Raw genomic sequence first — 19977 nt, 5'->3', positions numbered from 1 at the left:
GGCGCTGCGCGAGTGGGCCTATGGTTGGACATACCAGAATTCAGCTGAGCGAACACAAGCCTTACATCGCTGGCAGCATTACTACAACTGGCACAGGCCTCACAGCGGCATTGGTCGAATTACCCCGATGGCCAGGCTCAAATCTGCAAACAACCTCTTGACAGTTCACACCTAGAATCCCCTCATCCCCCTTTAGCCGCAGGCCTCCCGGCCCGCAGCCACGCCATGCGACCACCAGCGACCGAATCCTTTTTGCAGCGGGTGCGCCAGCACCTGCAGGCACTGCCGGCCACCGAGCGGCAATTGGCCGACTTTGTGCTGGAGTTCCCCGGTGAGCTGGCCAGCTATGCCGGCAATGAGCTGGCCCAGCTGGCAAAGGTGTCGCCCTCGACGGTAAGCCGCTTTATCCGGCGCCTGGGCTATGAGAACTACGAAGAAGCGCGCCGCCAGGTGCGCGAGGACAAGCAAAGCGGCTCGCCGCTGTTCCAGTCGGCGGCCGAGGCGTTCCAGCGCGGGCAGATGCTGGCCACGCACCGCGAGCGCTCGCTCGCCAACCTGACGAACACCCTGGACCAGCTGAGCGAGCCGCAGCTGAGCGAGATCGTGCAGGCCATCATCGCCGCGCGCCAGGTGCTTATCTTTGGCAGCCGCAGCAGCCACGCGTTTGCGCAGTACCTGCGCTGGCAGATCATCCAGGTGGTGCCCCAGGTCATCAGCCTGCCCGGCCCCGGCGAAACGCTGGCCGAGTACACCGCCAGCCTCAACAAAAACGACTGCGTCATCATCTTTGGCATGCGCCGCCAGACCCGCCAGATGGCCGCACTGCTGGCCAGCGCCAGCAAGGCCGGCGCTGCTGTGCTGCTGGTCAGCGACCAGGCCTCCCCCCACTATGCTGCTGCCACCTGGTCCATCCAGTGCGACTGCCATGGCCCAGGCCTTTTGGACAACCATGTGGCCGTGATGGCCGTCTGCGACCTGCTGGCTACCATGGTGCTGGAGGCAGCCGGCGCGCCGGGCCGCAAGCGCCTGGCGGCCATTGAGCAGCAGCATGAGCAGCACCAGGAGTTTTGATGGCTTGCAGGACGCTCCTGTTTTGTGCAGCAGCCGCTAGGGCGTCGTACTGTTTGCGACCAACAACACAGTTTTGCAGCTGGATGCCAGAAACAAGGTGACCTTACCTGGCCACCGCGGAGGCGGGTATGGTTCGCGGACCCTATGTTGGCGCGGAAACACGCATGCCTTCAGGTCTCATTTTTCCGGGTTACATGGCCGGCGGTTTTGCGTTTGCTGTGTTCTGTGGCGATGAGACAGTGAAATTCAACCTGAACATGAAACGCGAAGGACAGGAAACAGAGGCCCGTCTAGCTCGACATCTGGGCGTGCTCGAAGAGCAGATTTTTCCAATAACCTACACGATCTACGATGGATGGACTGCCAAGTACGATAGGTACTGGTAACGGCCAATAGCTAACTCTGGTTTTTATTTTTCTATATGAAGGTGTTCTGAGATGACCGATACGGCAAGACTCGCGGTTCTAATTGATGCTGACAACGCCTCAAGTTCTGTGGCGAGGGAAGTACTAGAGGAAGTTACCAAGTACGGCATCGCGACAGTTAAGCGCGCCTTCGGTGATTGGACGACGCAAAATCTTGTTGGATGGAAGGCACATCTTCACAAACACGCGATTCAACCTATTCAGCAGTTTTCTTATACCCAAGGCAAGAACTCAACCGATTCCGCATTCATCATCGACGCGATGGACCTGCTGTACGCGGGAAACGTAGATGGCTTTTGCCTTGTCTCAAGTGATAGTGACTTCACAAGACTTGCAACTCGCTTGCGCGAAGCAGGTAAGGTTGTTTATGGCATGGGTGAGCGAAAAACTCCGGAGCCGTTCATTGCCGCGTGCGACAAGTTCATTTTTTTCGAGGTTTTAAAGGCTACCGCAGAACCAACAGCCCATGCAAAAGTCGCCGACGTCCCTGACCTGAAGGAGCTACTTGTTCACGCAATTCGAGAAACCACACGCGATAGCGGATGGTCCCGACTAGCAACCGTGGGTAGCCTATTAGGAAAGACGCATACCTCGTTCGATCCACGTAACTACGGCTTTAAAAAGCTTAGCGACTTGGTTCGCACGCAGTCTTACCTTGAAGTCAGAGATGCTCCAGACTCAACCGAATTTGTGCACGTTGAGCTTCGGCTAAAGTAGTTAGATTTACGACGCCACAATCGGCAAGAAGCCCACAATGCAAGAGCAAATGAATAAGCAAGTCTGCAGCTAATTTTCTTGCGGTGGTGGTCTAGTCCTCCAGCCAGAAGCTGACAACCAATATGACATGCGCTGACGAGGTATTCAATCATGAAAGATTTACGCATTTCAACCGACAAGAAAGAGCTGGATATCCTTTTGATTCACAGCTTTCTTTCCACTGAAACTCCGTGGGCCAAGAATATCCCACTGAAATTATTGCGCAAAGCAATTGACAACTCTCTATGCTTTGGGGGCTATATAGAAAATCGACAAGTAGCATTTTGTCGCGTCATCACGGATAGCGCGACATTTGCCAATCTTGTTGATGTTTTCGTTATTCCTGAATGCCGGGGGAACGGCTATAGTAAAGCTCTAATGAGAGCTGTTTTATCTCATCCTCTACTTCAGGGGCTACGGCGTTTCACTTTAGCCACCAGCAACGCCCATGGCTTATATAAGGAATATGGATTTACATCCCCGCTATATCCAGATACATATATGGAACGATACTCTCCAAATATATATAATTCAAAAAACTGAGCGGCGTATTCAATATCTGCTGAGCGTCGGTCTGCGACGTTAGCACATCGGCAATTTACAGTCTGCCGACTGCGATCTAACATTCAGAAAAAAATACTCCGCTAACACTAGCGCAAGGCTCTACTTTGAAAATTCGATGCCTCTGTGGTTCGTTCATTGTTGATGGTACGGACTGCTTACCCAACAAAGCACACATAACGCCTGATCAAGGCTGGCTCGATGTGTTTGACACTCTCGATAGTGCAATCATTGATTCAATTTTCAGCGGCAAATTAAGCAAAGACGATGCATACATGCACGCAAGAAAAATAGTCCAGACGCCAGCCCGCACGATGTGGCAATGTGGATCTTGTGGAAGGTTGTTCATTGATTCTCAGGATGGCTCGCAGCAGTGTTTTTCGCCCGAAAATCCAGAGAAGGGAAAGAGCATCCTTGCTTTAAAAAAAGATAGCATTTAGCTAGTCAGAACGCATGACTACTGTAGGTCGTTCAGAGACAGTCAAAAGCCCCTTCAAACCGTTCGCACGAACACTGTCACTCAGCAGGCCAGTCGCTACAACTCTGGGGCTACGGTGATTGCACCCTGACGCAACCAGCCCTCACCTCATGGATCGCAGCCTCTCTCTTCGTGGCTCCCTACGCCGCCGGCGCAGCAGCTAGCTGCACCCTTGCTTTGAGAAAACCACCACCACCGCCCTGTTCCCCGATACCGAGATAGATGGCACGTTGCTTGCTTTGTCTGGCTGGTGCATGAAATTTCAATTTCATATGCACCATATTAGTGAAATACCTATACCAAACTTCGATGAACTGCCCAACACTGGCGCAGCGATCCGATTCGAGCAAGTACGACTCTTCTCAAGGAGCTTTCAATGGCTGGTGGACCTGCACTTACCTCTGCACCCGACTCTCCGAAGGTGGCCGAACTCGACCAGGCCCTGGACAAGATAGGGGTGACCCGCTCGCACCACACGATCATCTTTTTGATCCTAATTGGCTGCCTGTTTGACAGCTTCGAGCAGAACGCAGTCGGCATCATCGGGCCCATGCTCAAGGAGCAATGGGGGCTGACGGCGTCGGACATCGGCATGCTCAACTCGGTGACCTTTGCCTGCGCGGCGATTGGCCGCATTGTCTCGGGCTATATCGCAGACCGCTATGGCCGCCGCGTGATGCTGACGGTGGACCTGCTGCTGTTCACGATTGGTGCGGGCATCTGCGCGATGGCGCCCAATCTTGCGGTGATGGCGCTGGGCCGCGCGGTGGTGGGCTTTGGCCTGGGGGGCGAGATTGCGATTGCGGTGACCATGCTGTCGGAGTTCTGCTCGTCCAAGTTCCGGGGCACGGCAGTCGGCCTGGTCAATGTGGGCGCGGGCGGGCTGGGCAATTTTCTGGCGCCGGCCTTTGGCCTCTTGGTGTTCTGGATCTTCCCTGGCGACAACGGCTGGCGCTGGCTGTTTGTCTGCCTGATGGTGCCGGCGCTGCTGGCGGCGTTCTACCGCCGCTACATCCCCGAGACACCGCGCTTTCTGCTGTCGCAAGGCCGTATTGCCGAGACCAATGCGGTGCTGACGCGCCTGGCATCGGGCAAGCTGGCGGGCGCCGCGCAAGCCGCGCATCCCTATATCAGCGATGACGGCGCCAGCACCACGGCGGCCAAAATCAAGGTGCGCATCACCGAGATTTTCCGGGGCGCGCTCGGCCGCCGCACGGTGCCGCTGTGCATCACCATCTGGATGACCTATGGCGCGCAGATTTCGGTGCTGACCTTGATGCCGACGATTCTGGTGGGCCTGGGCTACAGCATGTCCAAGAGCCTGCTGTTCACGATGGTGATGCAAAGCGGCAGCCTGCTGGGAGCGATTGCGGCGTCGGCGCTGGGCTTTCACTTTCCGCGCAAGCGGGTGCTGACGGCCGGCGCCATCTGCGCCTGCCTGGCGGCGCTCACGATTGGCTTTGCCGCCAAGAGCATTGTGGTGCTGCTGATTGCAGGGGCCACCTTCCAGTTCTTTGTGCTGCTGCTCAACACCACCATCTGGATCTATGCGCCCGAACTCTACCCCACCCGTGTGCGTGCCTTTGGCACCGCCTTCATCCTGGCCACCGGCACGGCAGCGGGCGCGCTGATGCCGCTGGTGGCCGGCCGTCTGTTTGATGGCTTTGGCCTGGGCGGCGTGTTTGGCCTGGCCGCTGCGATGTACCTGATTTTCATCATCAGCGTGCAATGCGTGCCCGAGACCTATGGACGCTCCCCCGATGCCGAGCCGCTGGCTGGCACGCCTGCCACGGCCCAATCCTAGTTTTGCTGCATGTCCAAAATCCTGCTGATCAACCCCAATGCCTCCGAGGCCACCACTGCGATGATGGCCGACATTGCCCAGCGCTCGGCGCCCGCGCCGTGGCAGATTCTGCCGCGCACCGCCGGCAAGGGCCCGTTGATGATCGTCAACGCGACCGAGCTGGCGCAAGCCGCGCTGGAGGTAGAAGACTGCTGGCGCGAGGCGCCCAGCGATTGCGCCGGTGTCATCATCAGCGCCTTTGGCGACCCAGGGCTGGAGCGGCTGCGCGCCTTGAGCGCCGTGCCCGTCGTCGGCATTGCCGAGGCCTCGATGCTGGAGGCGGCCAGCGGCGGGCGGCGCTTTGGTGTGGCCACTGTGACGCCGGATTTGGTGGAGCCGATTGCCGGGCGCGTGGCTGCCGTGGGTTTGGCACACCTCTACACCGGCATCCGCCTGACCGAGGGCGACCCGCGCGCCTTGAGTGGTGATGCGCAGGCGCTGGAAGCCGCACTGGCCCAAGCCGTGCAACGCTGTGTGGACGAGGATGGCGCGCAGGCCGTGATCATTGGCGGCGGCCCGCTGGGCCAGGCCGCCATTGCGCTGGCCGAGCGCCTGGATCTGCCGGTGATTGCGCCGATACCGGCGGCGGTGCGCAGGCTGGCCCAGCTGATGGGTTGAGATTTATCCGGCAGTGCGCAACTGCCAAAACGGCAGCGCCTGTGGCCCGCACATGCCGGTCGCTATGCGCTGGGCCGTCGGCAGCGAGCCGGTCAGGCCCAAGTGGCCATGGCCCACAGCCAGCCACAGGCCCTGGATCGCATCGATATGCCCCACGATGGGCACGGAGCCCGGCAGGCAGGGGCGGTGGCCCATCCAGTGCTGGGCCTCCAGGCCTGCCAGCGCCGGGAAGGCCTCGCGCGCCATGCGCACGATGCCCGCTGTGCGGCGCGGGTTGGGCGGGGCCTTCAGCCCAGCGATCTCGACCGTGCCGCCCACGCGCAGCCCGCCTTCCATCGGCGCGATAAATACCTTTTTGTCGGCCAGCACCACGGTGCGTTCCACCAGGTGCTGGGCACCGGCAAACTGGGCGTGGTAGCCGCGTTGCGATTCGATCGGCAGCAGCATGCCCAGCGGCTTGAGCAATGCAGGCGCCCAGGCGCCAGCAGCCACGACGATATGCGGCCAGCGCTGCGCATCGAGCGCGGCATCGCCCGTGCGCACGGCCCAGCCCTTGTCATCGGGGCGGATGGCCTTGGCCTCCGCCTGCACCAGCTTGCCGCCGCGCTGCACAAAGGCATGCAGCATGCTTTGCACATAGCGCAGCGGGTTCAGGATGGTGCCGTGGTCGGCGAGATAACGGCCATGGGCATAGCCCTGGGGTGCATGGGGCTCGAGCGCCTCGATGCCGGCGCGGTCCAGCTCCTCGACCTGGTAGCCATACTTGGCGCGCAGCTGCCAGCCGGTGGCATCCTTTTGCGCGTAATCGGCATCGGGGTAGAGGTGCAGATGGCCGCGCCGCATGAACAGCTCGGACACGCCCAGGTTCTGCGCCAGCGCCGCATGCGCATCGACGGCGCCCTGGTACAGGTCGTTGAGGCGCTCTGCCGCCGCAGCCACACGCTTGGGCTCGGCCGATTGCGCAAAGGCCACCAGCCAGGACGCCGCCTTGGGCAGGTGCTTCCAGCCAATCGACAGCGGGCCGTCCTGGTCCATCAGCATGCCGGGCACGGTTTTCAAGATGCCAGGCAGGGCCAGCGGCGCGACCGAGCCGGGGCTGATCGCGCCGGAGTTGCCATAGCTGCATTCCATGCCGGGCTCGCCCCGGTCGATCAAGGTGACGGCCACGCCATAGCTTTGCAGCGCCAGGGCGGTAGCTACGCCCACCACACCGGCGCCCACCACCACCACCTGCTTGGGTGCCTGCACCGGGGCGCCCTGCTTGTTCACTGTCTCTGTCATGTCATCCAATCTGCAAAACCGGCCCAGACCAAGGCGGCCTCGGGCGTGAACCGTGCCTGGGCCAGCTGCTGCTGGACCTCAGCGGCCTGCCACAGCGCAAACTGCGCCACTTCGCCATCCTGGTTGCGGGGCACCTGGCCTTCGGGCACGGTGGCGGCATACCAGTGAATGTCTTCGTACATATAGCCCAGGTCGTCGCCGCCATCGCTGTCGGGCTGGCGAAAACGCAGCACGCCGCCATGGCGCAGGCCCTGCAAGTCAGTAATCTGCAGGCCGGCCTCTTCCCAGGTTTCGCGCGCCAGGGCTTCATCCAAACTGTCCTGGGCCGAGACCATGCCGCCCATCAAGGTGTCCCAGTGCAGCGGGTAGTTGGCCTTGTTGGCCGCGCGCTGCTGCACCCACAGGCGCCCATCAGGCGCGATGCCCACCAGGTGCACGGCCAAGGTGGCAATGCCCAGCACGCGCACGGCGCCGCGCTCAACGGTGCCGATACGGCTGCCATCAACTGCCTGCACGGCCAGCTGCTCGTTGCGCCAGGGGCCGCTGCGGCCCGCATCGCGCAGCGCATCGGCCAGGCGGCCCATCAGCGCCGTCGCGTCCTGCGTGGGTGATTCAAGCAGCCACACCGCCGTGCCCGAGCGCTCGCGCTTGGACAGCAGTGCATCACCGCCCAGGCGCCCGGCAATGCCGGTGTCGATCAGAAAATGCTCGACCAGGGAGCCGACCGCCTGGCCGTTGACCCAGAGCGGCAGCCGGGGCTTGCGCGGCGGCGACTGCATGGCCCTGCGCGCAGCAGCCAGCCAGGTGGGCGGCTCGGGCGCGAACAGCGGGGGAGAAACACGGGTCATGGTGCACTATCAAAATAAAAGCAGATGGATGTTAGTCCATCTGCGCCTGGGGGCTGCCAGCCCCCGCCCAAAACCCGATGCGGACATCGGCTACGGGACCATCAGGGAAGCAGGATGCTGCTGCCCGTGGTTTGGCGTGCCTCCAGCGCGCGGTGCGCGGCCTGCACCTCGGACAGCGCAAAACGCTGCGCGATATGGATCTTGACCTGGCCCGAGGCCACGACGGCGAACAGGTCATTGGCCATGGCCTGGCAGGCCTCGCGCGAGCGCAGGTGGGTAAAGAGGCCCTGGCGCGTGACATACAGGCTCTTGGCCGCCAGGATGGCCGGCGCAAATGGCGGAACCGGGCCGGAGGCATTGCCAAACGACACCATCAGGCCAAAGGCGCGCAGGCATTGCAGCGAGCCATCCCAGGTGTCCTTGCCGACCGAGTCATAGACGACCTTGACACCCTTGCCGCCGGTGATGTCCTTGACGCGTTCGGCAAAGTTTTCCGTGCGGTAGTTGATCGCGACCTCGGCGCCATGGGCCAGCGCCAGCTGGCATTTCTCTGCGGAGCCAGCGGTCGCAATCAGGCGCAGGCCCAGCGCCTTGGCCCATTGGCAGGCGATCAGCCCCACGCCGCCTGCCGCAGCGTGGAAGAGCACAAAGTCGCCCGCATGCAGGCCTTCAACCGGCTTGGCCTGGCGCAGCAGGTACTGGGCCGTCAGGCCCTTGAGCATCATCGCCGCGCCGGTTTCAAAATCAATGCTGTCGGGCAGTTGGCAGACATAGGCGGCGGGCATCACCCGCACTTCGCTGTAGCTGCCCGGTGGGTTGCTGGCATAGGCCACGCGGTCGCCCACCTGCAGGTGCTGCACGCCTTCGCCCACGGCCTCGACGACACCGGCGCCTTCCATGCCCAGGTTCAAAGGCAGCGGCAGGGTGTAGAGGCCCGTGCGCTGGTAGACGTCGATGAAATTGAGCCCGATGGCATGGTGGCGTATGCGCACTTCGCCGGGGCCAGGGGCGCCGACATCCACGTCGACCAGTTTCATCTCCTCGGGTCCGCCATTGCGCGCAATCTGTACTGCCAAAGACATGGGAATTCTCCTGTGTGAACTGAGATAGGTTCTGGGTAGGTGCTTGGTGCCGTCAGTCACCATGCTGCCACGCTTTCACACCGGCTGCTGTCACGGGGATGTACAGTCACGCGATGCAACAAAAACTGACACCGTCGACCATGGCGCTGCTGACCGCCGCCCCGCTGATGTGGGCGGGCAATGCCGTCGTGGGCCGGCTGGTGCACGAGCTGGTCTCCCCCATGCTGCTGAACTTTGTGCGCTGGCTGCTGGCCTTTGCGATCATGCTGCCGCTGGCCTACCCACTGCTGCGCCGGGGCAGCCCGCTGTGGCCGCAGTGGAAGCGCTGGTCCATCATCGGCCTGCTGGGCATTGGCTGCTACAACGCCTTCCAGTACATGGCGCTCAAGACCTCGGGGCCCATCAATGTGACCCTGGTGGCATCCAGCATGCCGCTGTGGATGATGGCCTTTGGCGCGCTGTTCTTCCAGACCCGCATCACGCGGCCGCAGATGCTGGGCGCGCTGTTCTCGGTCAGCGGCGTGCTGCTGGTGCTCAGCCATGGCAGCTGGCAGCAGCTGACCCAACTGCGCCTGGTGCCGGGCGATCTGTTCATGCTGCTGTCCACCGCCTGCTGGTCGCTCTACAGCTGGCTGCTGGTGCGTACCCCCGATCCGGCCGGCATCAAAAGCCAGTGGGCGCTGCTGCTGATGGCCCAGCTGACCTTTGGCCTGCTCTGGTCCGGGCTGTTTGCTGCTGGCGAATGGGCCGTGGGCGCCAGCCAGCTGCAGATCAACAGCACCCTGCTCTGGGCCATTGCCTATATCGTCATTGGCCCGGCCCTGGTCGCCTACCGCTGCTGGGGCGTGGGCGTGCAGCGCGTGGGCCCCACGGTGGCGGGCTTTTTTACCAACCTCACGCCGCTGTTTGCTGCCGTGCTGTCGGCCGCCTTTTTGGGCGAGCCGCCCCGCCTCTACCATGCGGCGGCCTTTGTGCTGGTGGTCGCCGGGATTGTGATTTCGTCGCGCCGGGCCTGATGCGGGCCGGCCCAGGCGTTTACAACCTGCTACGGATAGAACGCGCGCTTCACACTGGCGCCCTTGCGCAAGCGCACAGTGCATCCCATATGCGGTGACACCACCACCTGCGAGGATGCCGAGATGAACGCGCAAGAACAGACCCTGATTGAGAACCTCTTCCAGCAACTGCGCCAGTTGGATGGCCAGCCCAAGGACGGCCAGGCAGAAGCCTGGGTACGCCAGCAGGCCCAGCAAACCCCCGATGCGCTCTATTGGCTGACCCAGCGCGGCCTGCTGCTGGAGCAGGCGCTGCAACAGGCTCAGCAGCAAGAGGCGCAGTTGCAGGCGCAACTGGTCGAGGCCCGGGCTGCTGCCGCTAAACCGTCTGGCGGCAGTTCCAGCTTCTTAGGTGCCGGGCTGGACACGCATTTTGGCCGCAGCCCGGATGCCAACCTGGCCAGCCGCAGCCCCGCTGGCTATGCCCCCAGCTATCCGCCCAACAGCGCTGCGCCCGCAGGCTATGGCGATACGCCAGCCCCGGCCAGCACGGGGCGCTGGTTTGGCGCGGCCCCGGCAGCAGCCACCCCGGCAGCGCCCGCCCCCATGCCTGCGCAGCCCTCGGCGGGGTCGGCAGCGGGCGGCTTTCTGGGCCAGGCCGCTGCCTCTGCCGCCGGTGTGGCGGGTGGCATGTTGCTGTTCAATGGTCTGAGCCACCTTTGGAGCAACCCCGCGCAGGCGGCGGCCAACCCCAGCCATGCGGCCAGCAGCAGCCCGGCTGCAGACAGCGCCAGCACGGCCAACACCAGCGGCAGCGGCAGCGGCGACAACGGTGGCCTGGACCAGCTCGCCCAGCAAGCCGGGCGCGACCATGTGGACGCGGCGGCCAACCGCTGGATGCCGGATACGGACAGCAGCAGCGGCAGCAGTGATAGCAACAGCCAGGACGTGGCGGACTATGACGGCGGGGACGATGGCTTTGATTTCTTTGACGATGACCAGGCCTGATCGCCGGCCAGAACGTTAGACATCAAAAAACCGCCCGGGCAGCTGCTCGGGCGGTTTTGCTTGGTGGGTGCGGGCGCTTAGAACCTGTTCAATGTCTCCTCGCGCCGCGACAGTGTCTTTGCGGGATGGGATGCTAGGCGCAGTGCGCAGCCAATAGCCAGCTATTGGCAAGCGCTGCAACGCCGCAGACCGCCCCTGCCCGGGCGGCCGCAAAGCCACTGTCCCTACGGGTTGGAGTGAAATCGGGCGATTTCTTCGCGCTGGCCCTTGCTTGCACCCCGGTGCAAGCTGCGGACCAGCCCTTCGAACTCATCCCGATTGCACTCCAACGCGGCTGCGTAGAGACTTTGAACAGGTTCTTAGAACGTACCGGCGTAGGAGCCGCCGTCGGGCAGGATGTTCTGGCCGGTGATATAGGCCGCCTGCTGGCTGCACAGAAACGCGCAGATCGCGCCAAACTCATCGGCGGTGCCGTAGCGGCCGGCAGGAATCTGCTTTTGCTGCGCCTCGCGGATGTCGGCTTCGCTCTTGCCGGTCTTGCTGGCGGTGGCCGAGATCGTGGCGGCAATGCGGTCGGTGTCGAACTTGCCCGGCAGGATGTTGTTGATGGTCACGCCCTTGCCGGCAATGGGGCTGCGTGCAACGCCTGCGACAAAGCCGGTCAGGCCGCTGCGCGCGCCGTTGGACAGGCCCAGGATATCGATGGGGGCCTTGACGGAGCTGGAGGTGATGTTGACGATGCGGCCAAAACCGCGCTCGGCCATGCCGTCGATCAAGGTCTGGATCAGCACAATGGGGGTGAGCATGTTGGCGTCCAGCGCCTTGATCCAGGCCTCACGGTCCCAGTCGCGGAAATCACCGGGTGGCGGGCCGCCGGCATTGTTCACCAGAATGTCAAAGCGCTGGCCCGGGCCGCCTTCGGCATTCAGCACCGCAGCACGACCGGCTTCGGTGGTGATGTCGGCTGCCACGGCGATCACCTGGGGTGCCACGCGGCCGGGTGCGGCTGCGGCCCACATCGCGGCCATCACCTTGAGCTGGCGGGCGGTGTCCTTCAGCGCTTCTTCGCCGCGCGCGTTGATGACGACATTGACGCCCTCATTGACCAGCGCCTGCGCGCAACCACGGCCCAGACCCTTGCTGGCCGCACAGACGAGTGCCCATTTGTTGGCAATTCCAAAATCCATATTCAAATCTCCTTGTGGGTATCGATGCTATGTCACAAATGGCAGTCGCGCTCGGGCGCCTGGACATGCCCTTTATTGTCTTTTGGCCTGGTGGGTGAACACATAGATGCCGGTCAGCACCAAGGCCGTGCCGGCCACCATCACCGGCGTCAGCGGCTCGCCCAGCAGCCACACGCCCATCAGGATCGTCGAGAGCGGGCCGATCATGCCGGTTTGCGCGACGGTGGCGGCGCCCAGGCGCTCAACGGCCAGCATCACCAGCAAAACCGGCACGGCAGTGCACAAGGTGGCGTTGAGGACGGACAGCCAGATGACGGCCCCATCCACCTGCGCGGCCTGCAGAGGCCGCGTCAGCAAGAACTGCGCAATGCAGAACAGGCAGGCAAAGCTGGTGGCCAGACCCACCAGGCGCAGCGCGCCCAGGCGTTTGACATACTGGGCGCTGTAGACCAGGTAGACGGCATAGCTCACGGCGCTCAGGAACACCAAGCTAGCACCCCAGCCCACCTGCTGGCCGGCGCCATGGGTGTACAGCTCCATGCCAAACACCAGCATCACGCCGGCATAGCTGATGGCCAGGCCCAGCAGCTGGTGGCCGCTGGCCACCCTGCGGTAGAGCAGCCAGCCCAGCGCCAGCACCAAGGTGGGGTTGAGGTAGAGGATCAGCCGCTCCAGCCCCGCGCTGATATAGCTCAGCCCGGCAAAATCCAAGTAGCTGGAGAGGTAGTAGCCGCAAAAGCCCAGCGCGATGACGGCGAGCCAGTCGCGCAGCGACAGCGCCGGTTTGCCCCGCCCGGCCCACCAGGCCATGATGACAAACAGCGGCAGCGCAAACAGCATGCGGTACATGATCAAGGTGATCGCGTCGACCCCATGGCGGTAGGCCAGCTTGACGATGATGGCCTTGCCGCTGAACGCGATGGCGCCCACCACGGCGCAGACCATGCCGGCGCGGCGCACACTGGGCGTGAGCACCGCAGCCGGTGCAACAGAAACAGACAAGATAACTCTCCAAGAACCAGTCAGTGCTGGTGCGCCGACCCATGGAACAATCGGTGGTGCATGCGGCGAATCGACCACCAGACGCCCAAGCCTATCACCGGGATGGCCAGCGCCGCCGTCGTTTCTGGCGACAGAGGCCACCCCCATTTCTGCAGGCCCTTGGCCAGGTAGCTGATGAGGCCGGTGATGTAGTAGGTGATGGCCGCGACCGACAGGCCCTCGACCGTGGACTGCATCTTGAGCTGCAGGCCCTGGCGCTCGTTCATCGCCTTGAGCACCGCCTGGCGGCCCTGCTTTTGGCTGATATCGACCCGCGTCTGCAGCAGGTTGCTCAGGCGCGATACGCGCTGGGACAGCGCTTCGAGCCGCTGGTGGGCCGACACACAGGTGTTGCGTGCGGGGGTCAGGCGCCGGTCCATAAAGTCGCCGATGCTCTGGTAGCTGCCCAGGCGCGTCTCCTGGATATCACCCACACGCTGCTGCACCAATGCAAAGTAGGCGCTGCTGGCCGAAAAGCGAGAATGGTGGGCGGCATACTGGCTCTCGACCTGCGCGGCCAGGCGCGTGAGCTGGTCGAGCAGCTGCGGCTCGCTGGCCGCGCCCGCGCTGCGGATGGCAGCGGACAGCTCGGCCAGCTCAGTCTCGGTGCTGGCGAGCTTTTCCATGGTCTCACGCGCCGCAGGCAGGCCCAGCAAGGCGGCCATGCGGTAGGTCTCGATCTCCAGCAGGCGCTGCACCAGGCGCCCATTGCGCGCGGCCGACAGGCCCTGGTTCAGCACAAAGAGGCGCGATGCGCCATCCGAGTGGATGGAAAAATCGGTATAGACCTGCGCCTTCTGCTCGGAGGCCTTGGAGGCGACCAGCTTGTCCTCGTACAGCCAGCGTTGCTCGACCTTTTTCTCCAGCGCGGGGGACGCGGGCAGCACCCAGGCATTCATCGCCAGCAGGCAGCGGCCGGGCAAACCGGCGAGCCACTGGGCGGGCACCAGGTCGCTGGCAGACGGCAGCTCGGCCTCGTCCAGCGCTTCGGGGCGGATGGGCACCATCCAGGTCCAGGAGACAAATTCGGTGTGCAGCTCCCAGCGCAGGCGGCCATTGCCCAGGTCCAGGCGCAGGTGGTTGGCCTCGGCATCGGGCACGGGCAGCTGCAGATCGCGCAGCAGCTGGTGCAGCCACTGGCGGCTGGCCGCGCGCTCGGCGGCATCGGCCCACATCACCGTGCAGAACACGGCGGTGTTATCGGGCAGGGCTTCAGGGGGGCGGGAATGGACTTCGTTGTGCAGCGCACGGCGCAGGTCGTGCTGCTGCAGCAGAGGCAGGTTTTTCATGAAAGACAAAAAGCGGCAAACACCAGACGGCAAGCCGTCGAACTGCTGCAATTGTCGTGCCAAGCCAATACTTGTGCAGGCGCCCGATAAAAGCGGTGTGCCCGCCCCTGCGGGGGATTAGCGCGTTACTGCGGCACCTCAAAGCTCAGGGTCGCCGTGTGGCGCACCTCGTCGTACTGCTTGCCATCGATCTTGACGCTACCGTTGTTGACGCGGGCTGTGACCTCCAGCACGTAGAGGCCGGGGAAGGACGGCGTAAAGCTCACCGTGCCATCCTTGGCGGGGGCCAGCACACGGCGCCAGCCTTCGCTGGTGTCCACATTCACCTGGCTGGCCGCTACGGGCCGGCCCTTGAACATCAGCTGGTAGGTGTTGCCCTGGGGCGTGGTGGGCACCAGCTCCAGGTCATTGACGGCCTTGGTTTCCTGGCGGCCAAAGCGGGCCTGGTAGTAGGTCAGCACGCCATCGCTGCCCGCGCGCGTCGCGGCAAAGCGCTGGTCGGCCGGGGCGCCCTCTTGCTGGGTCAGCACATAGGGATCGGCCGATGCGGGCACGCTCTTGCCTTCTGCCACCACCTGGCGCGGCTCGCTCAGTTCGCCAAGCGCCCCTGGCGCCTTGTGCAGCTCGCCCACCTGGGCGCGCGTCTGGCCGTTCTCGGTCTGCAGCCACAGGTAATCGGCATGCGCTGGCAGCGCGGCACCGAAGCTGGCCGAAACGGCCAGGGCCGCCGCAAGCAGCGGGCGACACAGGGTGGATGGTTGGTTGTTCTTGGACATGGCTCCTCCTCTTGGGCTGAATGGCTGGCTGGCGGGTTCCCTGCCGCATGCGCGGGGCATGGGCCGGCAATGGCTGGCTCTGGTTGGCAATCGCCTGGGGCACTGGTTGCAGGCCCCGGTGCAAGCTGTAGTGGGTGGTTCCCTGCATGGCCCGCCCACCCGCTTGCGGATTGCAACGCGCAGCCTAACGCAGTTTGCGTGGTGCAAAACCTGAACCCTGCCGTTTTTTGGACCAAGGCCAGGCTTTGCCACTGCAGCTGGGCAGTTCAGCGACCGATCACAGCTTGGGCGTGTACTTCAGGGTCAACATGGCATTGCGCGGATCGCCATAGGTGCCGCCGGTGTAGCCGACAAAGCCGGGCAGGATGTAGTGCTTGTCAAACAGGTTGTTCACGTTGAGGGCGACGCTGACCTCAGGCGTGGCCTGGTAGGCCAGGCGCAGGCTGGTGATGGTGTTGCCCGCAACCTTGAAGGAGCGGTCATAGCTCAAGGTATGGCTTTGCGCCACGACGCCAGTGCCCACACTCAGCCGGTTCCAATCGCCCGGCAGCTGGTAGGACAGCCAGGCGCGCAGCATGTGCTTGGGCGTCCAGGTGCTGAAGACCTGGCCCTGGTTGGTCGGGTCATTCAGGAACTTGCTGGTGTTGAAGGTGTAGCCCACCATGGCCTGCAGGTCGCGCGCCACTTCGCCGCTCACTTCGGCCTCCACGCCCTGGCTGCGCACCTTGCCGGCCGAGGTCGAGCAGTACCAGCCGTCGCAGGCAAAGCCGGAGGCCAGGTCGTTGACCGCCCGGTTCTTGTGGTCGTAGCGGAACAGGGCCAGCGAGGTGTTGAGCTTGCCGTTCATCAGCTCGCCCTTGATGCCCAGTTCATAGTTGGTGCCGGTGATCGGGTCGAGCACCTTGCCATCGACCGTGCGCTCGGACTGGGGCTCGAACACGCTGGTGTAGCTGCCGTACAGCGACCATTCGGGGGTGAGTGCATACACCAGGCCGGCATAGGGGGTGATCTCTGCAGACGTGGTGGTGACCTGGCGTTCACCCGTGACCGCATTGGTGTAGAGCGAGTCATACCAGCTGGTGCGAGCGCCCACAATCGCGGTGAGCGGCTCGGTCAGCCGCGTTCGCAAGCTGCCATAGATGCCTTTTTGCCGCACATCGTAGGCCGACTTCCATTGCCGGCCACCGGCGGCCAGCAGGCTGTCCAGGGTGGGCTCGGGGCGGTGGTGGCCGATGTCAAAGAGATTCGCGCCCGCCGTGAAGGTGCGGGCATAGACATCGTTGGAGCGGTACTTGGAATAGTTGGCACCTACGGTCACATCGTTGCGGAAACCAGCGAGGTCAAAGCGGCCGTTGATGAAGGCATCGAAGGCCACTTTTTTCAGGTCGAAGTCGGTGTACCAGTTGTCATAGGTCACGCCACTGCCATCGGGCTCGACCTTGCCGGTCATGCGCTGGTGCAAGGAGGCGTTCTGCTCGCTCACATGCAGGGCCGAGACCTTGAGCTTCCAGTCGTTGTTGATGCGGTGGCTCAGGTCGGCATAGACCGTCGTTTGCTTGACGTTCGAGCGGTTCCAGTCAGAGCCGGTGAAGGTCGAGCGCGGCAGGTCGGTCATGCTGCCATCGGCATACAGCGGCAGGCCCATGATGAAGGGGCGGCCCTTGCTATCGAGCTGGCTGACGCCAAAGCCTACCGTGGTGTCGGGGCTGATGTCGTAATCCAATGCGGCGTAGAGCGAGCGTGTGCGCTCATTCACATAGTCGACAAAGGAGTGGCCGCGTGACTCGTCCACCACCAGGCGGCCGCGCAAGCTGCCCTCGTCATTGAGTGGGCCACCGGCGTCGAGCTGCAGGCCATAGCGGTCCCAGGAGCCGGCGCGGGCGGTGACGGTGACGGTCTTCTCGCGCTGGCCGCGCTTGCGCACCAGGTTGACGGCGCCGCCCGGGCTGCCCGTGCCCTGCAGCAGGCCCGAGGCACCGCGCAGCACTTCCAGCCGGTCATAGAAGACCATGCCTTCGGTGCCCCAGTTGCCCAGCGAGTAGTGGTTGCGCGGAATCGCCACACCGTCGTACTGCCAGGCATCGATCTGGAAGCCACGCGCGGACAGCACCATGCCCTGGCCCACCCCTTGCACGCCCATGGTGCCGGTGACCTTGTTCATCGCATCGCGCAAGTCGGTGATGCCTTGCTCGTCGAGCTGCTTGCGCGTGACCACACTGATGGACTGCGGAATGTCCTTGAGCGCCTGGTCACCCTTGTTGAGGCTGACGGCCAAGGCCGCCAGCGAGCCCGAGCCTTCGCTGGTCGCATTGCGCTCGCCTTGTGCGGTCACCGTCACCGTGGGCAAGGTGCTGGTGTCGCCAGCCGAGGGCGTCGCCTTGATCACCAGGGCCTCGCCCTGGCGCAGCGCCATCAGGCCGCTGCCGGCCAAGAGGCGCTCGGCCGCTTGCTGCGGCGTGAGCGTGCCGGAGACGGCGAGCGCCGTCTTGCCCTCGACCAGCGCCGGCGCAAAGCCGATGGACACGCCCGTGGCTGCGGACAGCGCCTGCAGTGCGGAGCCCAGCGGCTGGGCCGCAATCGACAGGCTGCTCGCCTGGTGGGTGGGCGTGGCAGATTGCGCATACGCGGCGGGCGGCATCGCCAGCGCCAGTGCGGCGGCCAGGGCCAACGGTGCAGGATGGAAGCGGGCCATGGTGGCAACCGATGCGCCAGTGGAGCGGGAGGGAGAGCGGAGGGACAAACGGGGTTTGGACATGGTCAGGCAATGCAGTAAATAAATCTCATTACCTTTTATGACGCACTGCAGGCGCAGAACTGCACCCCGTTTTTTGCATTTTTTGAATTATTTTTTTTCGGACTTCGCGACGATTTCGGCGCGGCCCTCTGGGCCCGGCACCAGGCGCACCGGCAGCACCAGGGTCAGCATATGGGCCAACTCGGCCGGCCTGGCCGTCGCGTAGCTGCCGCCCAGGGGCAGCGCCGCCACAGCAGGGTCGCGCACCATGAGGCCGGTGGGCCCGTAGCGCTCCATCTCCTGCAAGGCCTGGGCCAGCGGGGTGTGGTCAAAGCGCAGCAAGCCCTTGCGCCACAGGCCCACGCTGTCGGGGGCTACGCTGCCCACGGGGGCCAGCAGACCATCGCCTGCAACCTGCGTGGTTTGGCCGGCGCCCAGCAGCAGTGCGGTGGCGGGGCTCTGCACGGCGGCCACGCGCACCCGCCCCTCTTGCACCTCGACCCGCACCTGACCTGCGTCGACGCCGTCTTGGCGGTAGCGCACCGCAAAGCGCGTGCCCACCACGCTGACGCGGGCCGGGCCGGCCTGCACTTCAAAAGGCTTGCTGGCATCGGGCGCCACGATGAACATCGCCTGGCCATAAGCCAGCTGCACTTCGCGCCGGTCGCGGTAGAGGCGCACCTGCGCCTCGGTCTCGGCATCGAGCTCCAACGTAGAGCCATCGGGCAGCTGCAGGCTTTGGTGCTGGCCGCGCTGGACGACATAGTGCGCGCTGTAGACCGGCTGCATCCACTGCTGCCAGCCCAGGCCCAGCGCCACCAGCAGCACGGCGCACAAGGCCAGGCCACGCGGGCCGGGCAGCAGCGCCTGCAGCCATGTGAGGGGGCGGACCGGCGCTCGCTTGGCGGATGCGGATGCGGATGCGGATGCGGGTGCGGGTGCGGGTGCGGATGCGGATGCGGATGCGGATCTTGGCGCTGCGGCAGCGGCTGCGGGCGGGCTCGCCGCTTGGCTGGCACGCCACTGGGCCACCGCTGCTGTGGGCAGCGCACGCAAGCTGGCCACGCCCGCATCGATCCGGGCCCAGGCCTGGGCATGCGCAGCGCTCGCCTGCAGCCATTGCGCCAGCGCCGCCTGCTCGCCCGCGCTCAGGCCCTGCTCCTGACGGGTGTGCCACTGCGCGGCCTGCACATCCACCGCGTCCTGCTCGCCAAAGAAGGCCTGCAGCGCGCGCTGCTCCGCCGCCTCGTCAACAGGCGGGGCACATGCACGGGAGGGCGAGGTGGAAAAACGGCTCATCTCAAAGTTATAGACGCATGGGCGCAGAAAAACTGCATGTCGGCCCCCCGCCGGATTGGATCAGTCACCAAGGTCCAGCTCCTGTTTGCGGGCGGCGCAGGCGATCTTGCCACGGCTGATGTACTGGTTGACCATGCTGACCGAGACACCCATGTGCTCGGCGATCTGCTGGTTGGACAGCTCGTCGAACAGGTACATGCAAAAAGCCTCGCGGCAGCGCGGCGGCAGCGCATCAATGGTGGCCAGGTAGGCCTGCACGGTTTGCGACGAGGCATAGACCGCCTCGGGCTGCAGGCGCTGGGGACTGGCCGGCTGCAGGGCCTCGTCCAGCGCATCGATGTCCTCGTGCTGGCGCAGCTGGGCGCGCCGGTCCAGGTCGATCTTGGCGTTCAACGCCACCTGCTTGAGCAAGGCGGCCGGCTGCTCGATCACCTTGCCGGCGCGCTGCATGCCCAGCACACGCGCATAGCTCTCCTGCGCCAGGTCGGCCGCAGTGTCGCGGTCTCTGACCTTGCGCAGGCAGAAGTTCAGCAGTTCTCGGTAATAGCGCTCAAGCACGAACGGGCATCGCCCCATGGAAAGCCAAGGTCTCTATCAGTGGTCCGGCTTCCGCCTCTCAGATGGGAATAACTCTCATTATCACCGATAAGCTGCAGCATTCCTGGGCCGCTGAAATGGAAAAAGG

The 19977-nt window shown here is 63.9% G+C and carries 21 protein-coding genes; 10 read left to right on the top strand and 11 right to left on the bottom strand.

All coding sequences use genetic code 11. From position 1 onward, the window contains the following. The 6 genes from DCO45_RS18605 to DCO45_RS22775 all read left to right on the top strand — a co-directional run. A partial coding sequence (locus DCO45_RS18605) for an integrase core domain-containing protein (RefSeq protein ID WP_165841212.1) occupies positions 1–175 on the top strand: 175 nt, incomplete at its 5' end. 50 nt (positions 176–225) lie between these two features. Beyond that, a complete protein-coding gene (locus DCO45_RS18600; RefSeq protein WP_116927215.1) occupies positions 226–1071 on the top strand; it encodes a MurR/RpiR family transcriptional regulator in 846 nt (281 codons plus the stop codon). Between the two features lie 128 nt (positions 1072–1199). Next, positions 1200–1457: a hypothetical protein gene (locus tag DCO45_RS18595; RefSeq protein ID WP_133248202.1), complete on the top strand. Its 258-nt coding sequence runs from the start codon at positions 1200–1202 to the stop codon at positions 1455–1457. Between the two features lie 51 nt (positions 1458–1508). After that, positions 1509–2213: an NYN domain-containing protein gene (locus tag DCO45_RS18590; RefSeq protein ID WP_116927213.1), complete on the top strand. Its 705-nt coding sequence runs from the start codon at positions 1509–1511 to the stop codon at positions 2211–2213. Between the two features lie 150 nt (positions 2214–2363). Continuing rightward, positions 2364–2795 (top strand): GNAT family N-acetyltransferase, encoded by a 432-nt coding sequence (locus DCO45_RS18585; RefSeq protein ID WP_116927212.1) that lies wholly within the window; start codon positions 2364–2366, stop codon positions 2793–2795. A 221-nt stretch (positions 2796–3016) separates the two neighbouring features. After that, positions 3017–3253: a hypothetical protein gene (locus DCO45_RS22775; protein WP_133248201.1), complete on the top strand. Its 237-nt coding sequence runs from the start codon at positions 3017–3019 to the stop codon at positions 3251–3253. Positions 3254–3431: 178 nt separating this feature from the next. Here DCO45_RS22775 and DCO45_RS22770 read toward each other — a convergent pair whose 3' ends face one another. Beyond that, entirely contained in the window at positions 3432–3641 is a 210-nt protein-coding gene (locus DCO45_RS22770) for a hypothetical protein (RefSeq protein ID WP_133248200.1), read from the bottom strand. Positions 3642–3667: 26 nt separating this feature from the next. Here DCO45_RS22770 and DCO45_RS18580 point away from each other — a divergent pair, with 26 nt between their 5' ends. Together DCO45_RS18580 and DCO45_RS18575 are read left to right on the top strand one after the other, a co-directional pair. Then, on the top strand, positions 3668–5095 hold the full coding sequence (locus tag DCO45_RS18580; protein WP_116927211.1) for an MFS transporter: 1428 nt from the start codon (positions 3668–3670) through the stop codon (positions 5093–5095). Between the two features lie 9 nt (positions 5096–5104). Further along, complete coding sequence (locus DCO45_RS18575; protein WP_116927210.1) at positions 5105–5752, top strand: aspartate/glutamate racemase family protein; 648 nt, start codon at positions 5105–5107, stop codon at positions 5750–5752. Positions 5753–5755: 3 nt separating this feature from the next. Here DCO45_RS18575 and DCO45_RS18570 read toward each other — a convergent pair whose 3' ends face one another. From DCO45_RS18570 to DCO45_RS18560, 3 genes are all read right to left on the bottom strand, one after another. Beyond that, entirely contained in the window at positions 5756–7033 is a 1278-nt protein-coding gene (locus DCO45_RS18570; protein WP_116927209.1) for an FAD-dependent oxidoreductase, read from the bottom strand. Continuing rightward, positions 7030–7881, bottom strand: coding sequence for an NUDIX domain-containing protein (locus DCO45_RS18565; RefSeq protein ID WP_116927208.1), 852 nt, complete (start codon positions 7879–7881; stop codon positions 7030–7032). Before DCO45_RS18565 ends, DCO45_RS18570 begins: the two co-directional genes overlap by 4 nt. Positions 7882–7982: 101 nt before the next feature. Continuing rightward, positions 7983–8963: a quinone oxidoreductase gene (locus DCO45_RS18560; RefSeq protein ID WP_116927207.1), complete on the bottom strand. Its 981-nt coding sequence runs from the start codon at positions 8961–8963 to the stop codon at positions 7983–7985. A 113-nt stretch (positions 8964–9076) separates the two neighbouring features. Here DCO45_RS18560 and DCO45_RS18555 point away from each other — a divergent pair, with 113 nt between their 5' ends. Together DCO45_RS18555 and DCO45_RS18550 are read left to right on the top strand one after the other, a co-directional pair. After that, positions 9077–9979 carry a DMT family transporter gene (locus DCO45_RS18555; protein ID WP_116927206.1) on the top strand — a complete coding sequence of 301 codons (903 nt, stop codon included), beginning with the start codon at positions 9077–9079 and terminating at the stop codon, positions 9977–9979. 123 nt (positions 9980–10102) lie between these two features. Further along, positions 10103–10966, top strand: a complete 864-nt coding sequence (locus tag DCO45_RS18550; RefSeq protein ID WP_133248199.1) for a DUF2076 family protein — start codon at positions 10103–10105, stop codon at positions 10964–10966. Positions 10967–11325: 359 nt separating this feature from the next. On the opposite strand, the gene DCO45_RS18545 is transcribed toward DCO45_RS18550, so the two are convergent. The 7 genes from DCO45_RS18545 to DCO45_RS18515 all read right to left on the bottom strand — a co-directional run bounded on the left by DCO45_RS18545 (position 11326) and on the right by DCO45_RS18515 (position 19850). Further along, complete coding sequence (locus DCO45_RS18545) at positions 11326–12153, bottom strand: SDR family oxidoreductase (RefSeq protein WP_116927204.1); 828 nt, start codon at positions 12151–12153, stop codon at positions 11326–11328. 72 nt (positions 12154–12225) lie between these two features. Beyond that, entirely contained in the window at positions 12226–13098 is an 873-nt protein-coding gene (locus tag DCO45_RS18540) for a DMT family transporter (RefSeq protein ID WP_116927228.1), read from the bottom strand. A gap of 77 nt (positions 13099–13175) precedes the next feature. Further along, entirely contained in the window at positions 13176–14483 is a 1308-nt protein-coding gene (locus DCO45_RS18535) for a DUF3422 domain-containing protein (protein WP_116927203.1), read from the bottom strand. Positions 14484–14608: 125 nt separating this feature from the next. After that, positions 14609–15259: a hypothetical protein gene (locus DCO45_RS18530; protein WP_116927202.1), complete on the bottom strand. Its 651-nt coding sequence runs from the start codon at positions 15257–15259 to the stop codon at positions 14609–14611. Between the two features lie 277 nt (positions 15260–15536). Next, the gene (locus tag DCO45_RS18525; RefSeq protein ID WP_116927201.1) at positions 15537–17951 is read right to left on the bottom strand and encodes a TonB-dependent siderophore receptor; all 2415 of its coding nucleotides are present in this window, start codon (positions 17949–17951) and stop codon (positions 15537–15539) included. A gap of 150 nt (positions 17952–18101) precedes the next feature. Continuing rightward, positions 18102–19292 (bottom strand): FecR domain-containing protein, encoded by a 1191-nt coding sequence (locus DCO45_RS18520; RefSeq protein ID WP_116927200.1) that lies wholly within the window; start codon positions 19290–19292, stop codon positions 18102–18104. Positions 19293–19352: 60 nt separating this feature from the next. Further along, on the bottom strand, positions 19353–19850 hold the full coding sequence (locus DCO45_RS18515) for a sigma-70 family RNA polymerase sigma factor (RefSeq protein WP_243419418.1): 498 nt from the start codon (positions 19848–19850) through the stop codon (positions 19353–19355). Positions 19851–19977 lie beyond the last annotated feature (127 nt).

It is taken from the genome of Comamonas sp. JNW, from assembly GCF_003105075.1.
GTDB lineage: Bacteria > Pseudomonadota > Gammaproteobacteria > Burkholderiales > Burkholderiaceae_C > Comamonas > Comamonas squillarum.
The sequence above is the reverse complement of the archived record's forward strand: the minus strand, read 5'-3'. Positions and strand labels throughout refer to the sequence as shown.

Bases quoted from the DNA above. Each gene is read 5' to 3' on its own strand.
- DCO45_RS18600 (WP_116927215.1), top strand. From the start codon at position 226: ATGCGACCACCAGCGACCGAATCCTTTTTGCAGCGGGTGCGCCAGCAC.
- DCO45_RS18595 (WP_133248202.1), top strand. From the start codon at position 1,200: ATGGTTCGCGGACCCTATGTTGGCGCGGAAACACGCATGCCTTCAGGT.
- DCO45_RS18590 (WP_116927213.1), top strand. From the start codon at position 1,509: ATGACCGATACGGCAAGACTCGCGGTTCTAATTGATGCTGACAACGCC.
- DCO45_RS18585 (WP_116927212.1), top strand. From the start codon at position 2,364: ATGAAAGATTTACGCATTTCAACCGACAAGAAAGAGCTGGATATCCTT.
- DCO45_RS18580 (WP_116927211.1), top strand. From the start codon at position 3,668: ATGGCTGGTGGACCTGCACTTACCTCTGCACCCGACTCTCCGAAGGTG.
- DCO45_RS18575 (WP_116927210.1), top strand. From the start codon at position 5,105: ATGTCCAAAATCCTGCTGATCAACCCCAATGCCTCCGAGGCCACCACT.
- DCO45_RS18570 (WP_116927209.1), bottom strand. From the start codon at position 7,033: ATGACAGAGACAGTGAACAAGCAGGGCGCCCCGGTGCAGGCACCCAAG.
- DCO45_RS18565 (WP_116927208.1), bottom strand. From the start codon at position 7,881: ATGACCCGTGTTTCTCCCCCGCTGTTCGCGCCCGAGCCGCCCACCTGG.
- DCO45_RS18560 (WP_116927207.1), bottom strand. From the start codon at position 8,963: ATGTCTTTGGCAGTACAGATTGCGCGCAATGGCGGACCCGAGGAGATG.
- DCO45_RS18555 (WP_116927206.1), top strand. From the start codon at position 9,077: ATGCAACAAAAACTGACACCGTCGACCATGGCGCTGCTGACCGCCGCC.
- DCO45_RS18550 (WP_133248199.1), top strand. From the start codon at position 10,103: ATGAACGCGCAAGAACAGACCCTGATTGAGAACCTCTTCCAGCAACTG.
- DCO45_RS18545 (WP_116927204.1), bottom strand. From the start codon at position 12,153: ATGGATTTTGGAATTGCCAACAAATGGGCACTCGTCTGTGCGGCCAGC.
- DCO45_RS18540 (WP_116927228.1), bottom strand. From the start codon at position 13,098: ATGGTCTGCGCCGTGGTGGGCGCCATCGCGTTCAGCGGCAAGGCCATC.
- DCO45_RS18535 (WP_116927203.1), bottom strand. From the start codon at position 14,483: ATGAAAAACCTGCCTCTGCTGCAGCAGCACGACCTGCGCCGTGCGCTG.
- DCO45_RS18530 (WP_116927202.1), bottom strand. From the start codon at position 15,259: ATGTCCAAGAACAACCAACCATCCACCCTGTGTCGCCCGCTGCTTGCG.
- DCO45_RS18525 (WP_116927201.1), bottom strand. From the start codon at position 17,951: ATGGCCCGCTTCCATCCTGCACCGTTGGCCCTGGCCGCCGCACTGGCG.
- DCO45_RS18520 (WP_116927200.1), bottom strand. From the start codon at position 19,292: ATGAGCCGTTTTTCCACCTCGCCCTCCCGTGCATGTGCCCCGCCTGTT.